Below are 17,272 nucleotides of genomic sequence, written 5' to 3'. Positions count from 1 at the left end.
GAAAATGGGATTTTTAATTTAGAAAAGCATACTAGAACCCAACAGTTTATTTTTGTTGCATTATTAGTAATTTGTTTATCTGGAATAATCACTCCACCCATTGCGTTGTTGCTTGGTTTACTTGTAGCTAATATTTCAGGACATCCATGGTTGCATTTAAATCATAAAATCATTCGTTTGTTGCTTCAGGTTTCGGTTGTGGGACTTGGTTTCGGAATGAATGTTACTAGTGCTTTACATTCCAGTAAAGAAAGCTTTATGCTAACAGTGCTGACTTTATTTAGCACTATTTTATTGGGACATTTTTTAGGAAAATGGTTTGCGACTGATAAGAAAACCTCACATTTAATTTCCTGCGGTACGGCAATTTGTGGCGGAAGCGCTATTGCAGCAATTACTCCGGTTATCAAATCAGATGAAAAACAGACTTCAGTAGCATTAGGAGTTATTTTTATATTGAATTCAATTGCTTTATTTTTATTTCCAATTATAGGACACTGGCTTAATTTATCACAACAAGATTTTGGATTATGGTGCGCTTTGGCAATTCATGATACAAGTTCAGTTGTAGGTGCAGCAAATAAATATGGAACGGAAGCTTTAGCTATTGCAACAACAGTAAAATTAGCCCGTGCATTATGGATAATCCCAGTTGTTTTACTAACGAGTTTTTTGTTTAAAAACAAAACCAGCGGAATAAAAATTCCTTATTTCATTGGATTCTTTATTTTGGCCATGATAATCAATACTTATGTTTCTGAAGTTACAGTTTTTACTCCATATATTGTTTCAGTTGCCAAAGTAGGTCTAACAGTTACCTTGTTTTTTATTGGTTCCGGATTAAGCAGTTCTGTTTTATTAGCAGTGGGAATAAAACCTTTAATACAAGGACTGGTTTTATGGGGATTTATAGCAATACTGGCTTTGGTTTCAATTTTATATTTCAATTAAGATTATTATCGTTTTTAACAATTTCTTCATTTTAAAGTGAAATAAAATTGCTTGATATTCGAAATAAAAAGTATATTTGCAATCGAAATCAAAAAAAATTGTCAAATTTTATAGTATATGTTATCAAATCAATTGCATCATCATCATTCTCACTATTGCTCTCAAGCGATGTGTTAATGGTATGTGTGTAAGTCATCATATTAATAAACCCGTTTGAGTACATCAAACGGGTTTTTCATTGTGTGTTAAGTCCTTTGTACTCAAACACATTCAATAAAAAATAAAAAAACAAAACAATGGGTACATTAAAAATTGCAATTCAAAAATCAGGCAGATTAAACGAAGACAGTATTCAAATCCTGAAAGATGCCGGAATTTCTATCAACAACGGCATTGATCAGTTAAAAGCCGAAGCATCTAATTTCCCTTTAGAAGTCCTGTATTTACGTAATTCGGATATTCCTCAATATTTGATTGACGGAGTAGTAGATATTGCTATTGTTGGAGACAATTTATTGGTTGAAAAAGGAAAAAATATCGAGGTAATCCAAAAACTGGGATTTTCAAAATGTAAAGTTTCTGTAGCTGTTCCTAAGACTTTCGAATACAATTCAGTAAAAGATTTAGACGGATTGCGCATTGCTACTTCTTATCCTAATACAGTAATTGACTTTTTTAATTCGAAAGGTGTAACTGTTGATATTCACCAAATTTCAGGTTCGGTAGAAATTGCTCCAAATATTGGATTAGCTGATGCCATTGTTGACATTGTTTCCAGCGGAAGTACTTTATTTAAAAATAACCTAAAAGAGGTTGAAGTTATTTTAAAAAGTGAGGCTGTGTTAGCGGTTTCTCCAAAAGTTTCTGCTGAATCTCAAAAAATAATTGATACCCTAAAATTCAGAATTGATGCTGTTTTGAGAGCCCGTAAATCAAAATACATTTTGATGAATGTGCCTAATGATAAAATCGAAGCAGTAAGTAATATTCTTCCTGTATTGAAAAGCGCTACAGTAATGCCATTGGCTCAGGAAGGTTGGAGCAGTGTGCATACTGTAATTGACAAAGATACTTTTTGGGAAGTAATTGACCAGTTAAAATCTGCCGGAGCCGAAGGAATTTTGGTTTGTCCAATTGAGAAAATGGTTTTGTAAAAAAGTTAGATGTTAGAAGTTTAGGAGTTAGAAGTTTTTAAACAATAAACAGCTGACACTTAACTCATAACTCATAACCTATAACTTAAAAGCATGAATAAAATATATAACCCAACACCCGACACCTGGGCTTCTATTTTAGAAAGACCAACGAAAACGGTTAACGATATAGAATCAACGGTAAAAGAAATTTTTACTGCTGTTCAAAAAGATGGAGATGCGGCTGTTGCCAAATATACAACTCAGTTTGATGGTGTGTATTTTGAAAACAGTCTGGTAACTGCTACCGAGATTGAAGTTGCTATTAATACAATTTCTGAAGAATTAAAAGCAGCTATCTCTTTGGCGAAATCCAATGTGGAAAAATTTCATCAGGCACAAAAAACGTCTCGTGTTTCAGTTGAAACGGCTGAAGGTGTACAATGCTGGCAGGAAAAAAGACCAATTCAAAAAGTAGGTTTATACATTCCCGGTGGAACAGCACCTTTATTTTCTACAGTATTAATGCTGGCTGTTCCAGCTAAAATTGCGGGTTGTAACGAAATTGTTTTGTGTTCACCACCCGATAAAAATGGAAATATCAATCCTGCGATTTTATATGCTGCCAATTTATGCGGTGTCACTAAAATTATCAAAGTAGGAGGAATTCAGGCTATTGCCGGAATGACTTTTGGAACAAAATCAATTCCTAAAGTATATAAAATTTTCGGGCCAGGAAATCAATATGTAACGGTAGCGAAACAACTGGCAACTCAGTTTGGTGTGGCAATCGACATGCCTGCCGGACCATCTGAATTATTAGTGGTTGCGGATGATTCTGCAAATGCTTCTTTTGTTGCTTCTGATTTATTATCTCAGGCGGAACATGGAACTGATAGTCAAGTAATTTTGGTGGCTACATCTAAAGTGATTATTGATGCCGTTGAAAAAGAAATCGAAACGCAATTAAACGTTTTACCACGTAAAGAAATTGCCGAAAAAGCCATTGCTAATTCAAAATCAATTTTTGTTGAAAATGATAAAATTGCTCTAGATTTAATCAACGAGTACGGTCCGGAACATTTTATTGTTTGTACCGAAAACAATGATTTTTATGTAGATGGAATCCAAAATGCAGGTTCCGTTTTTATAGGGAATTATACTCCTGAAAGTGCCGGAGATTATGCTTCAGGAACCAATCATACCTTGCCGACAAACGGTTATGCTAAGAATTACAGCGGTGTGAATCTGGATAGCTTTATGAAATCGATGACGTTCCAGAAAATTTCTGAAAAAGGAATTCAAAATATTGGAAATGCGATTGAAATCATGGCAGAAGCCGAAGGATTACAGGCACATAAAAATGCAGTGACTTTAAGATTAGCTGAAATAGAAAAAAGATAATAGAGAAAAGAATATAGAACATAAAAAGAAAATATACCACAAAGTCTATTCTCTCTTTTCTTTATTCTTAAAAAAATAAGTATAATGAACAATTTCGATATAAATAATTTAGTCCGTGACAACGTAAAGGTGTTAAAACCTTATTCTTCTGCACGTGATGAGTTTGAAGATTTTGATACGGCTAATATGGTATTTTTAGATGCCAATGAAAATCCGTATCAAAATGGGGTAAATCGTTACCCGGATCCACAACAATTGAGTGTAAAAGCAATTTTAGCTAAAAGTAAAGGATTAAATCCAAAGCAAATTTTGCTAGGAAACGGAAGTGATGAAGTATTAGATTTGTTATTCAGAGCTTTTTGTGAGCCAAAAGAAGACAATGTAATTTCATTACCACCTACTTATGGAATGTATGGTGTTTTGGCGAATATCAACAATGTAGAGCATAAAGAAATTCTGCTTTCTGAAAGTTTCCAGCCAAGAGTTGAAGCAATTTTACAAGCGGTAACAGCAAACACTAAAATTATCTTTTTATGTTCGCCAAATAACCCAACAGGAAATTCATTTTCGACTGAAAGTGTAACAACAATTTTAGAAAAATTCAATGGATTTGTGGTTATTGACGAAGCTTATATAGACTTTTCAGATAAGGCAAGCTGGTTAGCTAAATTAGATCAATACCCTAACTTGATTATCACTCAAACCTTATCTAAAGCGTATGGTTTAGCTGGAATTCGTTTAGGGATCTGTTATGGATCAGCTGAAGTAATTGCTGTTTTAAACAAAATCAAACCTCCTTACAACGTAAACGAATTAACGCAACAAAGAGCCTTAGATCGTTTAAAAGACCAGGCGAGAATTAATGGCGAAATTGCCTCAATTATAGCACAAAGAGAAGCTTTATTACAAGTATTAAATAAAGTATCTTTTGTAGAAAAAATTTATCCGACGGAAGCAAATTTTATTCTTATAAAAGTGGATAATGCTAATAAACGTTACGATGAATTGATTGCTAAAGGAATTGTAATTCGTAACAGAACAACTCAACCGCTTTGTGAAAACACGCTACGCTTAACTGTTGGAACAGAAGAGGAGAATAAAAAGTTAATGGAAGCATTAACAGAATTAAAATAAAAAAATAAGTCTGATTAAAAGGATTTTAAAGATTCAAAATCCTTTTAATCTGTGAAATCTGTGGCAAAAAATATTAAAAATGAAAAAAGTACTTTTTATAGATCGTGACGGAACGATTGTTTTAGAACCGGAAGGATATCAATTAGACAGTTTGGAGAAATTAGAGTTTTACCCAAAGGCTTTTCAATATTTGGCTAAAATTGCTAACGAATTGGATTATGAATTGGCAATGGTGACCAATCAGGATGGTTTAGGAACGGATTCTTTTCCGGAAGATACTTTTTGGCCAACACAGGATTTTATCTTAAAAGCTTTTCAAAACGAAGGCGTTTTATTTGATGATATTTTTATCGATCGTTCTTTCCCTGAAGACAATGCACCAACACGCAAACCTCGCACGGGAATGTTGACTAAGTATATTGATAATCCAAACTACGATTTGGCAAATTCTTTTGTACTTGGAGACAGATTAACCGATATTGAATTGGCTAAAAATCTTGGTGCAAAAGCGATCTTTTTAAATACAACAGATGGAGCTGGAAGTACTGAAATCAGTGCTAAAAGAGAAGAATTGGATGCTGTTATTGCGTTACAATCTACGGATTGGAAAACAATATACGAGTTCTTGAAATTAGAAGCACGTACCGCTTCTATTACCAGAAAAACTCATGAAACCGATATTTACATCAAGTTGAATCTAGATGGAACTGGGAAAAGTAACATTGATACCGGAATTGCTTTCTTCGATCATATGTTAGATCAGATTTCGCGTCACGGACAAATGGATTTGGAAATCAAAGTAAAAGGTGATTTGGAAGTTGACGAACACCACACTATAGAAGATACTGCGATTGCTTTAGGTGAAGTTTATGCGAAAGCCTTAGGAAATAAATTAGGAATTGAACGTTACGGTTTCTGTTTGCCAATGGACGATTGTCTGGCACAGGTAGCTATCGATTTTGGTGGAAGAAACTGGTTGATTTGGGAAACTGAATTCAAACGTGAAATGGTAGGAAAGATGCCAACAGAGATGTTTTTCCACTTCTTCAAATCGTTCTCTGATGGTGCGAGAGCTAATATCAATATCAAAGCTGAAGGAGATAATGAGCACCACAAGATTGAAGCAATCTTTAAAGCTTTTGCAAAAGCAATAAAAGTAGCCGTAAAACGAGATACCGAAAAAATGATTTTACCTTCAACAAAAGGAATGTTGTAACATAAAGTTAGAAGTTAGAAGTGAGAGGTTAGAAACTTCCCACTTCTAACTCCTGACTTCTAACTTGAAATAATGAAAATAGTAATCATAAATTACGGAGCAGGAAATATTCAAAGTATTCTATTTGCCATAGAAAGACTGGGATATTCTGCTGTGTTAACCAATAATCCTGACGAAATCAAAGCCGCTGATAAAGTGATTTTCCCAGGAGTGGGTGAGGCAAGTTATGCCATGAAAATGCTTAAAGAAAGTGGATTGGACACTTTGATTCCAACCTTGAAACAGCCTGTTTTAGGGATTTGTTTAGGAATGCAATTAATGTGTAATCACACCGAAGAGGGAAATACAACTGGTTTAGGGATTTTTGACGTGAATGTGATTAAGTTTACTCCAAAGGTAAAAGTACCGCAAATGGGTTGGAATACCATTTACGATCTAAAATCAGATTTATTCAAAGATGTAGCCGAAAAAGAATATATGTATTTAGTACATAGTTTTTATGCTCCGCTCTGTCAGGAAACCATTGCTACTACCGATTATGAACTTCCTTATTCATCGGCATTAGAAAATGAAAATTTCTTTGGAACGCAATTTCACCCGGAGAAAAGCGGTGATGTGGGTGAACAAATTTTAAAAAACTTCTTACTTCTAACTCCTAACTTCTAACTTAACAATGAGAATAATACCAGCTATAGACATCATCGATGGAAAATGTGTTCGTTTATCCAAAGGCGATTACAATACTAAAATAATTTACAACGAAAATCCGCTTGAAGTAGCCAAAGAATTTGAGGCACACGGAATCGAATATTTACACTTAGTTGACTTAGACGGAGCTAAATCAAGCAAAATCATCAACTATAAAATTTTAGAGCAAATTGCTATCCAAACGAAGTTGAAAATTGATTTTGGTGGTGGATTGAAAGCTGATTCTGATTTGAAAATTGCTTTTGAAAGTGGAGCGAACCAAATTACAGGCGGAAGTATTGCCGTAAAAAACCGTTCGGTTTTTGAAAAATGGATTGCCGAATATGGATCGGATAAAATTATTTTAGGAGCTGATGCTAATAATGAAAAAGTAGCAGTTTCGGGTTGGTTAGAAGATTCTAATGAAGATTTAGTTCCTTTTATTCAGGATTATCAGTCTAAAGGAATTCAGTATGTAATTTGTACTGATATTGCCAAAGACGGAATGTTGCAAGGACCTAGTTTTGATTTGTATGCAAAAATTCTGCAACAAGCCGAAGGATTGAAATTGATTGCTTCAGGAGGAATTTCTACTTTTGACGAATTACCTAAATTAGCCGAAATAGGCTGTGAAGGAACCATCATTGGTAAAGCCATTTACGAAGGAAGAATTAGTTTGAAGCAACTGGAAAACTATATTTTAGAAGTTAAAAGTTAGGTGTTAAGCGTATAGACGAATAACCTATAACTCAAAACTCATAACTCAAAGAAAATGTTAACAAAAAGAATAATCCCTTGTTTGGATATTAAAAACGGAAGAACGGTAAAAGGCGTTAATTTCGTAGATTTGCGCGATGCGGGAGATCCTGTTGAATTGGCCAAAATCTATTCGGATGAAGGTGCTGATGAATTAGTATTTTTAGATATTTCGGCAACAGAAGAAAGAAGACGAACTTTAGTTGATTTAGTTCGAAAAGTTGCTGCAACCATTAATATTCCATTTACCGTAGGCGGAGGAATTTCTGCTGTGGAAGATGTGGAAGTTTTGTTGCAAAACGGTGCCGATAAGGTTTCTATCAATTCTTCGGCGGTAAAAAATCCACAGTTGATTAATGATTTGGCACAGAAATTTGGTAGCCAATGTGTGGTGGTAGCCATTGATGCCAAACAAATTGATGGTGAATGGATAGTACATTTAGTAGGTGGAAAAGTCCCAACAGAAATTAGATTATTCGACTGGGCAGTGGAAGTGGAACAAAGAGGTGCAGGGGAAATCCTGTTTACCTCAATGGATAATGACGGAACCAAAAACGGATTCGCTAATGAAGCTTTGGCTAAATTGTCAACTTTGGTAAATATCCCGATTATTGCTTCAGGCGGTGCAGGAAACATTCAGCATTTTATGGATAGCTTTACAGAAGGAAAAGCCGATGCAGCCCTGGCAGCAAGCGTTTTTCATTTCAAGGAAATTGAAATCAAGGCTTTGAAAAAAGAACTTAAAAACAACAATATAGCAGTGAGGTTATAGGTTAAACGTTATATGTTAAGAGTCGAAATCTGGACTTCAAAAACACTTAACTCATAACGCATAACTTTTTACCATAACTCATAACTTTAAAAGATATGGAAATAGATTTTTCAAGATTGGCACACGGATTAATTCCTGCCATCATTCAGGATAGTGAAACCAAAAATGTTTTGATGTTAGGCTACATGAATGCTGAAGCATATAAAAAAACAATTGAAACAGGAAAAGTAACTTTTTACAGCCGTTCAAAACAACGTCTTTGGACAAAAGGAGAAGAAAGTGGTCATTTTTTGAATTTGGTAGATATTAAAAATGATTGTGATGAGGATACTTTGTTAATTCAGGCAGAACCTGTTGGGCCAACTTGTCACACCGGAGCTGATACTTGCTGGCAAACGCCAAACGAGGAGAGTTACGGATTTATTTCTCATTTAGAAAACACAATTCAAAGCCGAAGAGAAAATGCTGATTCAGAGCAAAGTTATGTAGCTTCTCTTTTTGCAAAAGGGATCAATAAAATTGCCCAAAAAGTAGGTGAGGAAGCGGTAGAAGTGGTGATTGAAGCCAAAGATGCCAACGATGATTTATTCCTGAGTGAAAGTGCCGATTTGCTTTTTCATTATTTGATTTTATTGCAGGCAAAAGGATACAAACTAAACGATGTTATTGAAGTTTTAAAAGCTCGTCAGAAATAAAACAGTAGCCTTTATGTTAATTTAACATGAAAACGAGTCTAATAGAAGGTTAAATTCTTCTTTAGACTCGTTTTTATTTTTTCAAAAAATTACAATCCACTATATTTACCCCACAAACTAATCATTTACCCCCTAATTTATGATTTTTGATAAAACTCATTTTTCAGAAGATGTAATGGAAGCCAAAATAGCAACGGGATTACATATCATTTTAACTACTGACGAAGATGATTCTCGTCCGGTTTATATTTCAGGAAATTTTAATGAATGGCGTACGCAGGATAAAGATTTTATGATGGAAAGAGTAGGCTATGGTTTATATCATTTTAAATTTACTCATGATTTTCCGTTACCCGAAACAGTATTGTATAAATTCACTAAAGGAGACTGGAGTGCGGTAGAAATTGATGCGAATGAAGAACGAACAGAAAACCGTTCGACAACTAAACATACCGGAATTCAAAACGAGCATGTATATAAATGGAGAAGAAATTGGCTGCCGTTTAAACCAAATTTTCTTCCTCAAATTCAATTAATATCAGATGAATTTGAAATTCCGCAATTGAATACAACACGTAAAGTATGGGCACTTTTACCTCATGATTATGATTATTCTGGCGAAAATTATCCTGTAATGTATTTGCAGGATGCACAAAATTTATTCAATGAAAATGCCGAATATGGTAATTGGGAAATTGATAAAAAATTAGCTGTAATGTCTGAATATAAAGTGGGTAAAATCATCATTATTGCTGTCGAACACGCCGAAGAAGACCGAATAAAAGAATACAATGTTGGCGAAACGATTTTAGGAAAAGGTCAGGGCAAAAAATACATTCAGTTTTTAGTCGAAACCTTAAAACCTTATGTTGATAGTAATTTTCGAACCAAAAAAGAGAGAGAATTTACAGGAATTGGCGGAAGCTCAATGGGCGGATTAATCAGTATTTTTTCAGGTTTAAGACATCCGGAAATTTTTGGAAAATTAATGATTTTTTCGCCTTCACTTTGGGTTGTTCCTAAGATGACAATAAAAAATGATGAAGATTACGGAAACACAAAAATCTATCTTTATGCCGGTGGTGACGAAAGTGACACTATGATCGAACATGTTCAGGCTTTTAAAAACAGTATGATTGAAAGCGAATTTGTGAATGATAAAATGAAAATTAATCTTAGCATAAATAAATTAGGAAAACACAATGAAACCTACTGGAGCGATGAATTTCCTAAAGCAATTGAATGGTTATTTTTTAATACTAAAGACAATTAGATGAAAACAATACAAATTAATCATTTAAATAATTTTGAAGGAACGGTTTTAATTCCGGTTTTCGAAAATAATTCAGAAAATAAAGTTATTGAATTTGAAGGCGTAGCAATTTCAGCAAAGATTTTCTCTGGAAAAAAAGATACTCATTATGTAGCCGAAAAAAACAAGACGACTTTTATTTTTATAGGTTTAGGTAATACTATTGACTATAAATCATTAAAAACGATATTTAGAAGAATTGCTTCTAAAAACAAAGACACATTCACATCAAATGTGTCTTTATTTTTACCTGAAGTTTTTACTCAGGAACAAGTTGAAGCCGTAATTTCAGGATTGTATTTAGGAACTTATAATTTGGGACATTATAAAAAACAGGAATTGCATCCATTTTTAAATCCTGAATTTGAACTCCAAATTGTATCTAACAAAGATTTTTCGGAAACGATTAATAAGGCTGTAAAAATTGCTCAGGCTCAACTAGCAACCTTTAATCTAGTTGATTTGCCTCCAAATGTTGTTACTCCAAAATACCTGGCCAATTGGGCTCAGGAAAAAGGAAATCAGTACGGATTTGATGTAACAGTTTTAGGATTAGAAGAAGCCAGAAAACAAAATCTTGGCGCTTTTGTAGCTGTGGGAAAAGGAAGTGATAATGAAGCTCAATTTATTATTATGAACTACAGTTCTAAAAATGCTGATCCAAATTTAAAGCATATTGGTCTAGTTGGAAAAGGAATCACCTTTGATACTGGCGGATTGAATATTAAAACAGCCGGAATGGTGCACATGAAATGTGATATGGCTGGCGGAGCTGCTATTTTGGGCGCGATGCAATTAATTGCTGATTTGCAATTACCCGTAAAAGTTACCGCGATTATTCCTTGTGCCGAAAATTCAGTCGATAGCAAGTCTTTTTTACCAAGTGATGTCATTTATAGTTACAGCGGAAATTCGATTGAAATTATCGATACCGATGCCGAAGGCCGTTTGGTTTTAGCTGATGGATTATCGTATTTAATTAAAAATTATAATCCTAAATATATTGTAGATATTGCCACGCTTACAGGAAGTAGTGTTGGAACTTTTGGTTACGAATGTGCCGCTTTGTTTACTAATAATGAATCTATTTCGAAAAAAATTCAGAAAACAGGAGAGTCTATTGGCGAACGTTTATGGCCATTGCCGCTTTGGGATGATTACAAAAAAGACATCGAAAGTGATATTGCCGATGTTAAAAATTTTAGCGGAAAACCAGTTGCCGGAGCCATCAGTGCAGCAAAGTTTTTAGAGTTTTTTACGAATGAACATAAAGCCTGGATGCATCTTGATATTGCAGGTGTAGCTTTTGGTGATGACGAATTTGCAAAAAGTAAACATGCTACTGCTTATGGTGTTCATTTATTAACTAAATTCATAGAAAATTTATGACTTTATGAAAAAAGCTAAAAGTTTCGTTTGTATATCCAATTATTTTAAAGGAACTGATTTTTTAATTCAGTTAAAAAAACTAGGTAATACAGTTTATCTTGTTACCAGTGAAAATCTTAAAAATAAGCCCTGGCCACATGCTTTTATAGATGAAATATTCTATATGCAGGGACAGGATACCGAATGGAATTTAGAGCATTTATTATTAGGAGTCGGTAATTTGATGAAATCAAATCCAATTGATGCTATAGTAGCATTAGACGATTATGATGTCGAAAAAGCTACTTATCTTAGAGAAAACCTCCGCATTGACGGTATGGGACAAACTACTGGTCGTTATTTTAGAGATAAATTAGCCATGCGTATGAGAGCCAAAAGTTGCGGAATTCCTATTCCGGCTTTTTGTTCTTTATTTAATGATCATGACATCAATACTTTTGCCGATACTGTTTCGCCTCCCTGGGTTTTAAAACCAAGATCTGAAGCTTCATCTTCCGGGATAATCAAGGTTTATGATAAAGAAACATTGTGGATTCACATTAACGAAATGGGCAATAATAGATTCAAATATTTATTGGAACAATTTAAACCCGGAGCTGTTTATCATTGCGATAGTTTGATTGTAGATAGAAAAATTCTGTTTAGTCTGACTTCAAAATATTTGGCTACACCAATGGAAATTTCGCAAGCGGGCGGTGTTTTTAGAACTGCAAACATCACTTATAATTCAGAAGATGATATCGAAATCAAAAAAGTAAATGAAGCCGTTTTAAAAGGTTTTGGCTTAAAAAATGGTGCGGCTCATACTGAATTTATAAAATGTAATGAAAGTGGAAAAATTTATTTCCTCGAAACTTCTTCCCGTGTAGGCGGTGCTCATATTGCCGAAATGGTTGAAGCAGCTTCGAATATTAATCTTTGGAAAGAATGGGCAACTATTGAAGATGTTTTAGTTAAAAACACCGAATACAATTTACCCAAAGTCAAAAAAGAATACGCTGGAATCGTTTTGTCATTATCGAAATTTCAGCATCCTGATTTGTCTTCATTTTCAGATCCCGAAGTTTGTTTTCGAGTTCCTTTGGATTATCATGCAGGATTAATTGTAAAATCAGACAACAACGAAAGGGTTTTAGAATTATTAAATAATTATACTAATCGTTTAGTTAGTGATTACACCGTGGTTGTCGAACAAAAAAAAGTTACTAATTTGCAGTAATCAATCAATGAAAAAACTTTGTTTTCTTACTTATATAATCTTCTTTTTTTCGAATACAATTCACGCACAATTGCTTAATAATACTACCGAAAATTCCTTTTCACAACAAGATAGTTTACGTGGAAGTATCACCAAAGAAAGATCCTGGTGGGATTTAAAACAATATCGTTTAGATATAAAAGTAAATCCTTTAGACAGCACAATTACAGGTTCTAATGTGATTAAATATCAAGTATTACAGGAATACAATGTAATGCAGATTGATTTGCAAAATCCTTTGAAAATAACTAAAATTATTCAGGACGGAAACGCCTTAAAATACAATAGAAACGGAAATGCATACTTTGTAAATTTAGTCGCCGGGCAAAAAAAAGGAACGATAAAAAAGTTAACTGTTTTTTACGGAGGAAAGCCTAAAGTTGCTGTCAATCCGCCTTGGGATGGTGGAATTACATGGAAGAAAGATCAAAACGGAAAACCATTTATTGCTTCTTCCTGTCAGGGATTAGGCGCTAGTGTGTGGTGGCCAAATAAGGACCACATGTATGATGAAGTGGATAATATGTACATAAGCGTCAATGTTCCTTCTGATTTGATGGATGTTTCAAATGGTCGTTTGTTGAGTGCAAAAAAACTTAAAAACGGAACCACAACTTACAATTGGTATGTTTCGAATCCAATAAATAATTACGGCGTCAATATCAATATTGGTGATTACGTTTCTTTTTCAGAGAAATTTAGAGGCGAAAAAGGAATTTTAGACTGCAGTTATTATGTTTTGAGAGACAATTTGGCGAAAGCCAAAAAACATTTTAAAGAAGTTCCCCGAATGCTCAAAGCTTTCGAATACTGGTTTGGTCCTTATCCTTTTTACAAAGACGGTTACAAACTGGTCGAAGTCCCTTATTTGGGTATGGAGCATCAAAGTTCGGTTACTTATGGAAATGGATTTCAAAATGGTTATTTAGGGCAAGATTTGAGTGATACCGGCTGGGGATTAAAATTTGATTTTATTATCGTTCACGAATCTGGGCATGAGTGGTTTGCGAATAATATAACGTACAAAGACATTGCTGATATGTGGATTCACGAGAGTTTCACTAATTATTCTGAAAGTCTTTTTCTGGAATATTATTATGGTAAAAAAGCAGCAGCTGAATATATTATAGGAACAAGAACAGGAATAAAAAATGACATTCCTATTATTGGTATTTACAATGTGAATCAGGAAGGCTCGGTAGATATGTATTCGAAAGGAGGAAATATGCTGCATACTTTACGCCAAATTGTAAATGACGACAAAAAGTGGAAAAGTATGTTGAGAGGTTTAAACAGCACTTTTTATCACCAAACAGTTACTACAAAGCAAATCGAGGATTATTCGAGCGAAAAGGCTGGAATTGATTTGAATCCGTTTTTTAATCAGTATTTAAGAAACATTCGAATTCCAAGATTAGAATATTATTTTGAGAACAATAATCTGATTTATCGTTGGACAAATTGTGTTAGCAATTTCAAAATTCCTGTGAAAGTTTCGATAAATGGAAATGAAAAATGGCTACAACCGGAAACTAACTGGAAAACAGAGCAAAACAATATCGAAAATCCAAAATTAACTATTGACGTCAATTTTTATGTAGAAGGAGCTCTTATTCAAAAATAAAATAGACTAATTTTATAGAAAAATTAATCACTTTCTAATTGAATATTGTATCAACATGAAAAATTACTACTTTTTTCTATCCTTCTTTTTAATTTTGTCGGCTGCAGGTTTTAGCCAGAACAAAACAACAAATACTGATGAATTAGTTACAAGTACTGATTCTATTGTAGATGCACCAAAAATAAACTTAGATTCAATTCAGTTCAAGGCATCCAGCGAAATGCTTGATGAAGAAAAATATTGGGCAATTATTGAAAAGTCGATTAAAGAAACTACCAATCAGGAAGATCAGGAAATTTTTCTGGTTTCTGAAATTGAACATCTTTCGCCAAAGGAAATGATTGGTTTTCGTCTTAGAACTGACAAACTTTTATTTGATTCCTACACATCAAATTTATGGTGTGCTAATTATGTAATTAGCAATGGAGCTTCCGAAGATGGTTTTGATTATTTTAGATGCTGGTTGATTTCAAGAGGAAAAGAGGCTTTTTATAAAACCCAGGAAACGCCTGATTATTTGGTAAACCTAGTTGGCAATGAACCCGAAGTTCATGATTTTGAAGGTTTTTGGTACGTGGGAATGAATGCTTTTAAAAACATGACTCATAAAGATGCCGAAGCTTATATTGATTATGAAAACTTTAAAACTAACGATGAAAATTATCCTATTTTAGAATTCAACTGGAATGTTGACGAACCTAAAACAATGGAGGTTATTTGTCCTGTTTTATTTAAAAAATTCTGGAAAAAGTAATTTACCTTTCAAATAAACCAATAGTTCCGCCAACCCAGTCTTTGTCCTGATTGTATTTTACACCTATCATTTCGCCTCGACTCAAACGCACTAAATTACATAATAGAGTAGGAGCAGCATCGTCTTTTTTCCAGGTGCAAAGCATTCTGATTTCGGCTTTTACTTTCCCATCAGGAGATTTTACTATAGGAATATAATTTACTTTTTTCTGAAGAATATACAATTCTTTCTCTGTCACCGCTTCAATATCTTCTCTTTTTACATGAAAAATCACTCCGGAACCCGAAAAAGAAAACAAAGGTTTTAAAACATAATTTTCTAAATCTTCAGGAATTTCTTTTAAGTCGCTTAATAAAGTCGTTTCAATAAAATATTTCCCTTTCAAAAAAGGTAATATAAACTTACTAATCCTAAAAAACCAATTAGGATGCCCGGCCCATTCCACATCTAATTCATCTGAAAAGTTGAAATTCATCTTTAAATCGGTACGTAAATTCAATTCGTCAAAAATTACTCTGTTATAAATTCGTTTAATTTGAATTACTTCTCCATTATCATTTTTATAAAACAATTGATTTCCTTTTTTAATCACATCGGTTACACAAACGATATTTAATCCCAAATCTCTTTTGCAATAATAAAAGTCAATTTTAGTGTTCTGTTTTTCAGGTTCAATTTCTAATAAAACAACATTTTCCTTGGGATGATTGTTGCAAAAAACAGCTTCTAAATTTTCCAGATATTCCTTTGGTGTTATGTTATTTAAAAACGGTGTTAACTCTTTTAAAAACGGATATTGCTTTTGGAATTTTTCAAATAAATTTACCTGATAATTAAATAACGAAGGAAATCCTTGTACTTCAATTAATTTAGGAACAATTTCTCCGTTTTCTTCACAAATCCCAAAATCAATGATTATAAAATTACTGTGCTCGTCTTCATTAGGTACTTTTATATTTAAATCTAATGATTTATTAGTAAGCTCTTTAAAATCATCTTTTTGAATAAAAGCTATAACTTCATTACAACCTTCAACTAATTGTGATTTCAATTCGTTAGAAATAAAAAAAGGAGTTTCTCCTAATCTAAAAGTTGGATCATAATTAAAATCAGAAGTAATATCATCTTTTAAAGCCTGATATTTTTCTGCAGTAAATTGTTCTTTAAATAATTGTCGGTATTTAGAAATCATATAGGTTTAATTATTAAAAAAGTATGAAACATAGATTCTATTAATTCCATAAATAAAAAGAAATTTAATTTGTGATAATTTCTTAATTTGTTCAATCTGCGTTCCTAATATTTAGATTAGTTTTAAAAAGAGATAATTGTAATTTATTAATTTGATAAAATTTGTTTTGATTTCATCAAATCGCTAATCGCTGAACGAAGAAAATTAGGAATCAGAGTTTCATTAGTTCGGTATATTTTATTATCATCAACTAAGTCTTCGAGCATGTTTCTAAACTTTCTCTTCCCCTTCATTTTTCTCATTTTTTCTCTTACTTCTTTATCTCTTAAATGCGACAAAAAACTAATAGGATCCGCTTCGGGATGAAATTGTGTTCCCACAAGATAATCAGTAAAACGTACAGCCATAATGGCTCTTTCATATTGTACATTGTCCTTGATTTTTTCCAGCGAAATAATTTTAGCTCCTTTTTTAGTAAAAACACTCAATTTAGGCTGAACCACCTGATAATCTCTGGAATCAACAGCATAAAAAGGATCATCGAGGCCTTCATACAACAAATCATCAAGACCATCTTTTGTCCGGTGTATTTTCATGACACCAAAAGATGTATCTTTTCTTTTCGTGATTTCGGCTAAACCAAAGTGTTTACAAGCCATTTGAAACGAATGACAAATAAAAAGAACATGTTTTTTAACTTGGTTTTCAGTATTCCATTTTACTAATGCATCAATAAAATCATAGTATTTTTTGTCCCAGTTTCCGTCGCCTTCCAGTGGATTTCCAGGACCTCCGGTAGATATATAAATATCATAACGATTAATTTCCGGTAATTCGCATTTTCCTCTAACATCAAATATTTTAAAAGATACAAAAGGAGTAAATCTATTTACAATATCAATAATACAACGCATTCCCTGATTGGGCTGACCATTATACATGTCTAATATTGCTATTGTTATACTTTTATTTCTCATTAATATCTTTTTAATAAT

General features: G+C 33.2%; 16 protein-coding genes. 14 read left to right on the top strand and 2 right to left on the bottom strand.

The annotated features are described in order from the left end of the window. Positions 1 to 9: 9 nt before the first annotated feature. From FEM21_RS15140 to FEM21_RS15075, 14 genes are all read left to right on the top strand, one after another. Positions 10 to 951, top strand: a complete 942-nt coding sequence (locus FEM21_RS15140; protein ID WP_035662276.1) for a YeiH family protein — start codon at positions 10 to 12, stop codon at positions 949 to 951. A gap of 296 nt (positions 952 to 1,247) precedes the next feature. Further along, positions 1,248 to 2,105 (top strand): ATP phosphoribosyltransferase, encoded by an 858-nt coding sequence (hisG, locus tag FEM21_RS15135; protein ID WP_035662200.1) that lies wholly within the window; start codon positions 1,248 to 1,250, stop codon positions 2,103 to 2,105. A 93-nt stretch (positions 2,106 to 2,198) separates the two neighbouring features. Beyond that, positions 2,199 to 3,488 carry a histidinol dehydrogenase gene (hisD, locus tag FEM21_RS15130; RefSeq protein WP_035662199.1) on the top strand — a complete coding sequence of 430 codons (1,290 nt, stop codon included), beginning with the start codon at positions 2,199 to 2,201 and terminating at the stop codon, positions 3,486 to 3,488. 84 nt (positions 3,489 to 3,572) lie between these two features. Beyond that, complete coding sequence (gene hisC / locus FEM21_RS15125; RefSeq protein WP_035662197.1) at positions 3,573 to 4,622, top strand: histidinol-phosphate transaminase; 1,050 nt, start codon at positions 3,573 to 3,575, stop codon at positions 4,620 to 4,622. A 79-nt stretch (positions 4,623 to 4,701) separates the two neighbouring features. Then, the gene (gene hisB / locus FEM21_RS15120; RefSeq protein WP_035662191.1) at positions 4,702 to 5,838 is read left to right on the top strand and encodes a bifunctional histidinol-phosphatase/imidazoleglycerol-phosphate dehydratase HisB; all 1,137 of its coding nucleotides are present in this window, start codon (positions 4,702 to 4,704) and stop codon (positions 5,836 to 5,838) included. Between the two features lie 72 nt (positions 5,839 to 5,910). Then, positions 5,911 to 6,504, top strand: a complete 594-nt coding sequence (hisH, locus tag FEM21_RS15115; protein ID WP_035662189.1) for an imidazole glycerol phosphate synthase subunit HisH — start codon at positions 5,911 to 5,913, stop codon at positions 6,502 to 6,504. A 7-nt stretch (positions 6,505 to 6,511) separates the two neighbouring features. Further along, complete coding sequence (hisA, locus tag FEM21_RS15110) at positions 6,512 to 7,243, top strand: 1-(5-phosphoribosyl)-5-[(5-phosphoribosylamino)methylideneamino]imidazole-4-carboxamide isomerase (RefSeq protein WP_035662187.1); 732 nt, start codon at positions 6,512 to 6,514, stop codon at positions 7,241 to 7,243. 54 nt (positions 7,244 to 7,297) lie between these two features. Further along, a complete protein-coding gene (hisF, locus tag FEM21_RS15105) occupies positions 7,298 to 8,053 on the top strand; it encodes an imidazole glycerol phosphate synthase subunit HisF (RefSeq protein ID WP_035662185.1) in 756 nt (251 codons plus the stop codon). A 95-nt stretch (positions 8,054 to 8,148) separates the two neighbouring features. After that, complete coding sequence (hisIE, locus tag FEM21_RS15100; RefSeq protein WP_035662182.1) at positions 8,149 to 8,748, top strand: bifunctional phosphoribosyl-AMP cyclohydrolase/phosphoribosyl-ATP diphosphatase HisIE; 600 nt, start codon at positions 8,149 to 8,151, stop codon at positions 8,746 to 8,748. Positions 8,749 to 8,887: 139 nt separating this feature from the next. Then, complete coding sequence (locus tag FEM21_RS15095) at positions 8,888 to 10,021, top strand: alpha/beta hydrolase (protein ID WP_035662179.1); 1,134 nt, start codon at positions 8,888 to 8,890, stop codon at positions 10,019 to 10,021. Next, the gene (locus tag FEM21_RS15090; RefSeq protein ID WP_035662176.1) at positions 10,022 to 11,449 is read left to right on the top strand and encodes a leucyl aminopeptidase family protein; all 1,428 of its coding nucleotides are present in this window, start codon (positions 10,022 to 10,024) and stop codon (positions 11,447 to 11,449) included. Between the two features lie 4 nt (positions 11,450 to 11,453). Next, positions 11,454 to 12,668 (top strand): ATP-grasp domain-containing protein, encoded by a 1,215-nt coding sequence (locus FEM21_RS15085; RefSeq protein WP_035662173.1) that lies wholly within the window; start codon positions 11,454 to 11,456, stop codon positions 12,666 to 12,668. A 7-nt stretch (positions 12,669 to 12,675) separates the two neighbouring features. Beyond that, positions 12,676 to 14,331: a M1 family metallopeptidase gene (locus FEM21_RS15080; protein ID WP_051627635.1), complete on the top strand. Its 1,656-nt coding sequence runs from the start codon at positions 12,676 to 12,678 to the stop codon at positions 14,329 to 14,331. Positions 14,332 to 14,386: 55 nt separating this feature from the next. Continuing rightward, positions 14,387 to 15,085 carry a DUF4240 domain-containing protein gene (locus FEM21_RS15075; RefSeq protein WP_051627634.1) on the top strand — a complete coding sequence of 233 codons (699 nt, stop codon included), beginning with the start codon at positions 14,387 to 14,389 and terminating at the stop codon, positions 15,083 to 15,085. Position 15,086: 1 nt separating this feature from the next. Here FEM21_RS15075 and FEM21_RS15070 read toward each other — a convergent pair whose 3' ends face one another. Beyond that, on the bottom strand, positions 15,087 to 16,277 hold the full coding sequence (locus FEM21_RS15070) for a hypothetical protein (RefSeq protein WP_035662170.1): 1,191 nt from the start codon (positions 16,275 to 16,277) through the stop codon (positions 15,087 to 15,089). A gap of 146 nt (positions 16,278 to 16,423) precedes the next feature. Beyond that, positions 16,424 to 17,254, bottom strand: a complete 831-nt coding sequence (locus FEM21_RS15065) for a type 1 glutamine amidotransferase (protein WP_035662167.1) — start codon at positions 17,252 to 17,254, stop codon at positions 16,424 to 16,426. Positions 17,255 to 17,272 lie beyond the last annotated feature (18 nt).

Origin of the sequence: Flavobacterium seoulense, from assembly GCF_000695795.1 — a bacterium.
GTDB classification, from domain to species: Bacteria; Bacteroidota; Bacteroidia; order Flavobacteriales; family Flavobacteriaceae; genus Flavobacterium; species Flavobacterium seoulense.
The sequence above is the reverse complement of the archived record's forward strand: the minus strand, read 5'-3'. Positions and strand labels throughout refer to the sequence as shown.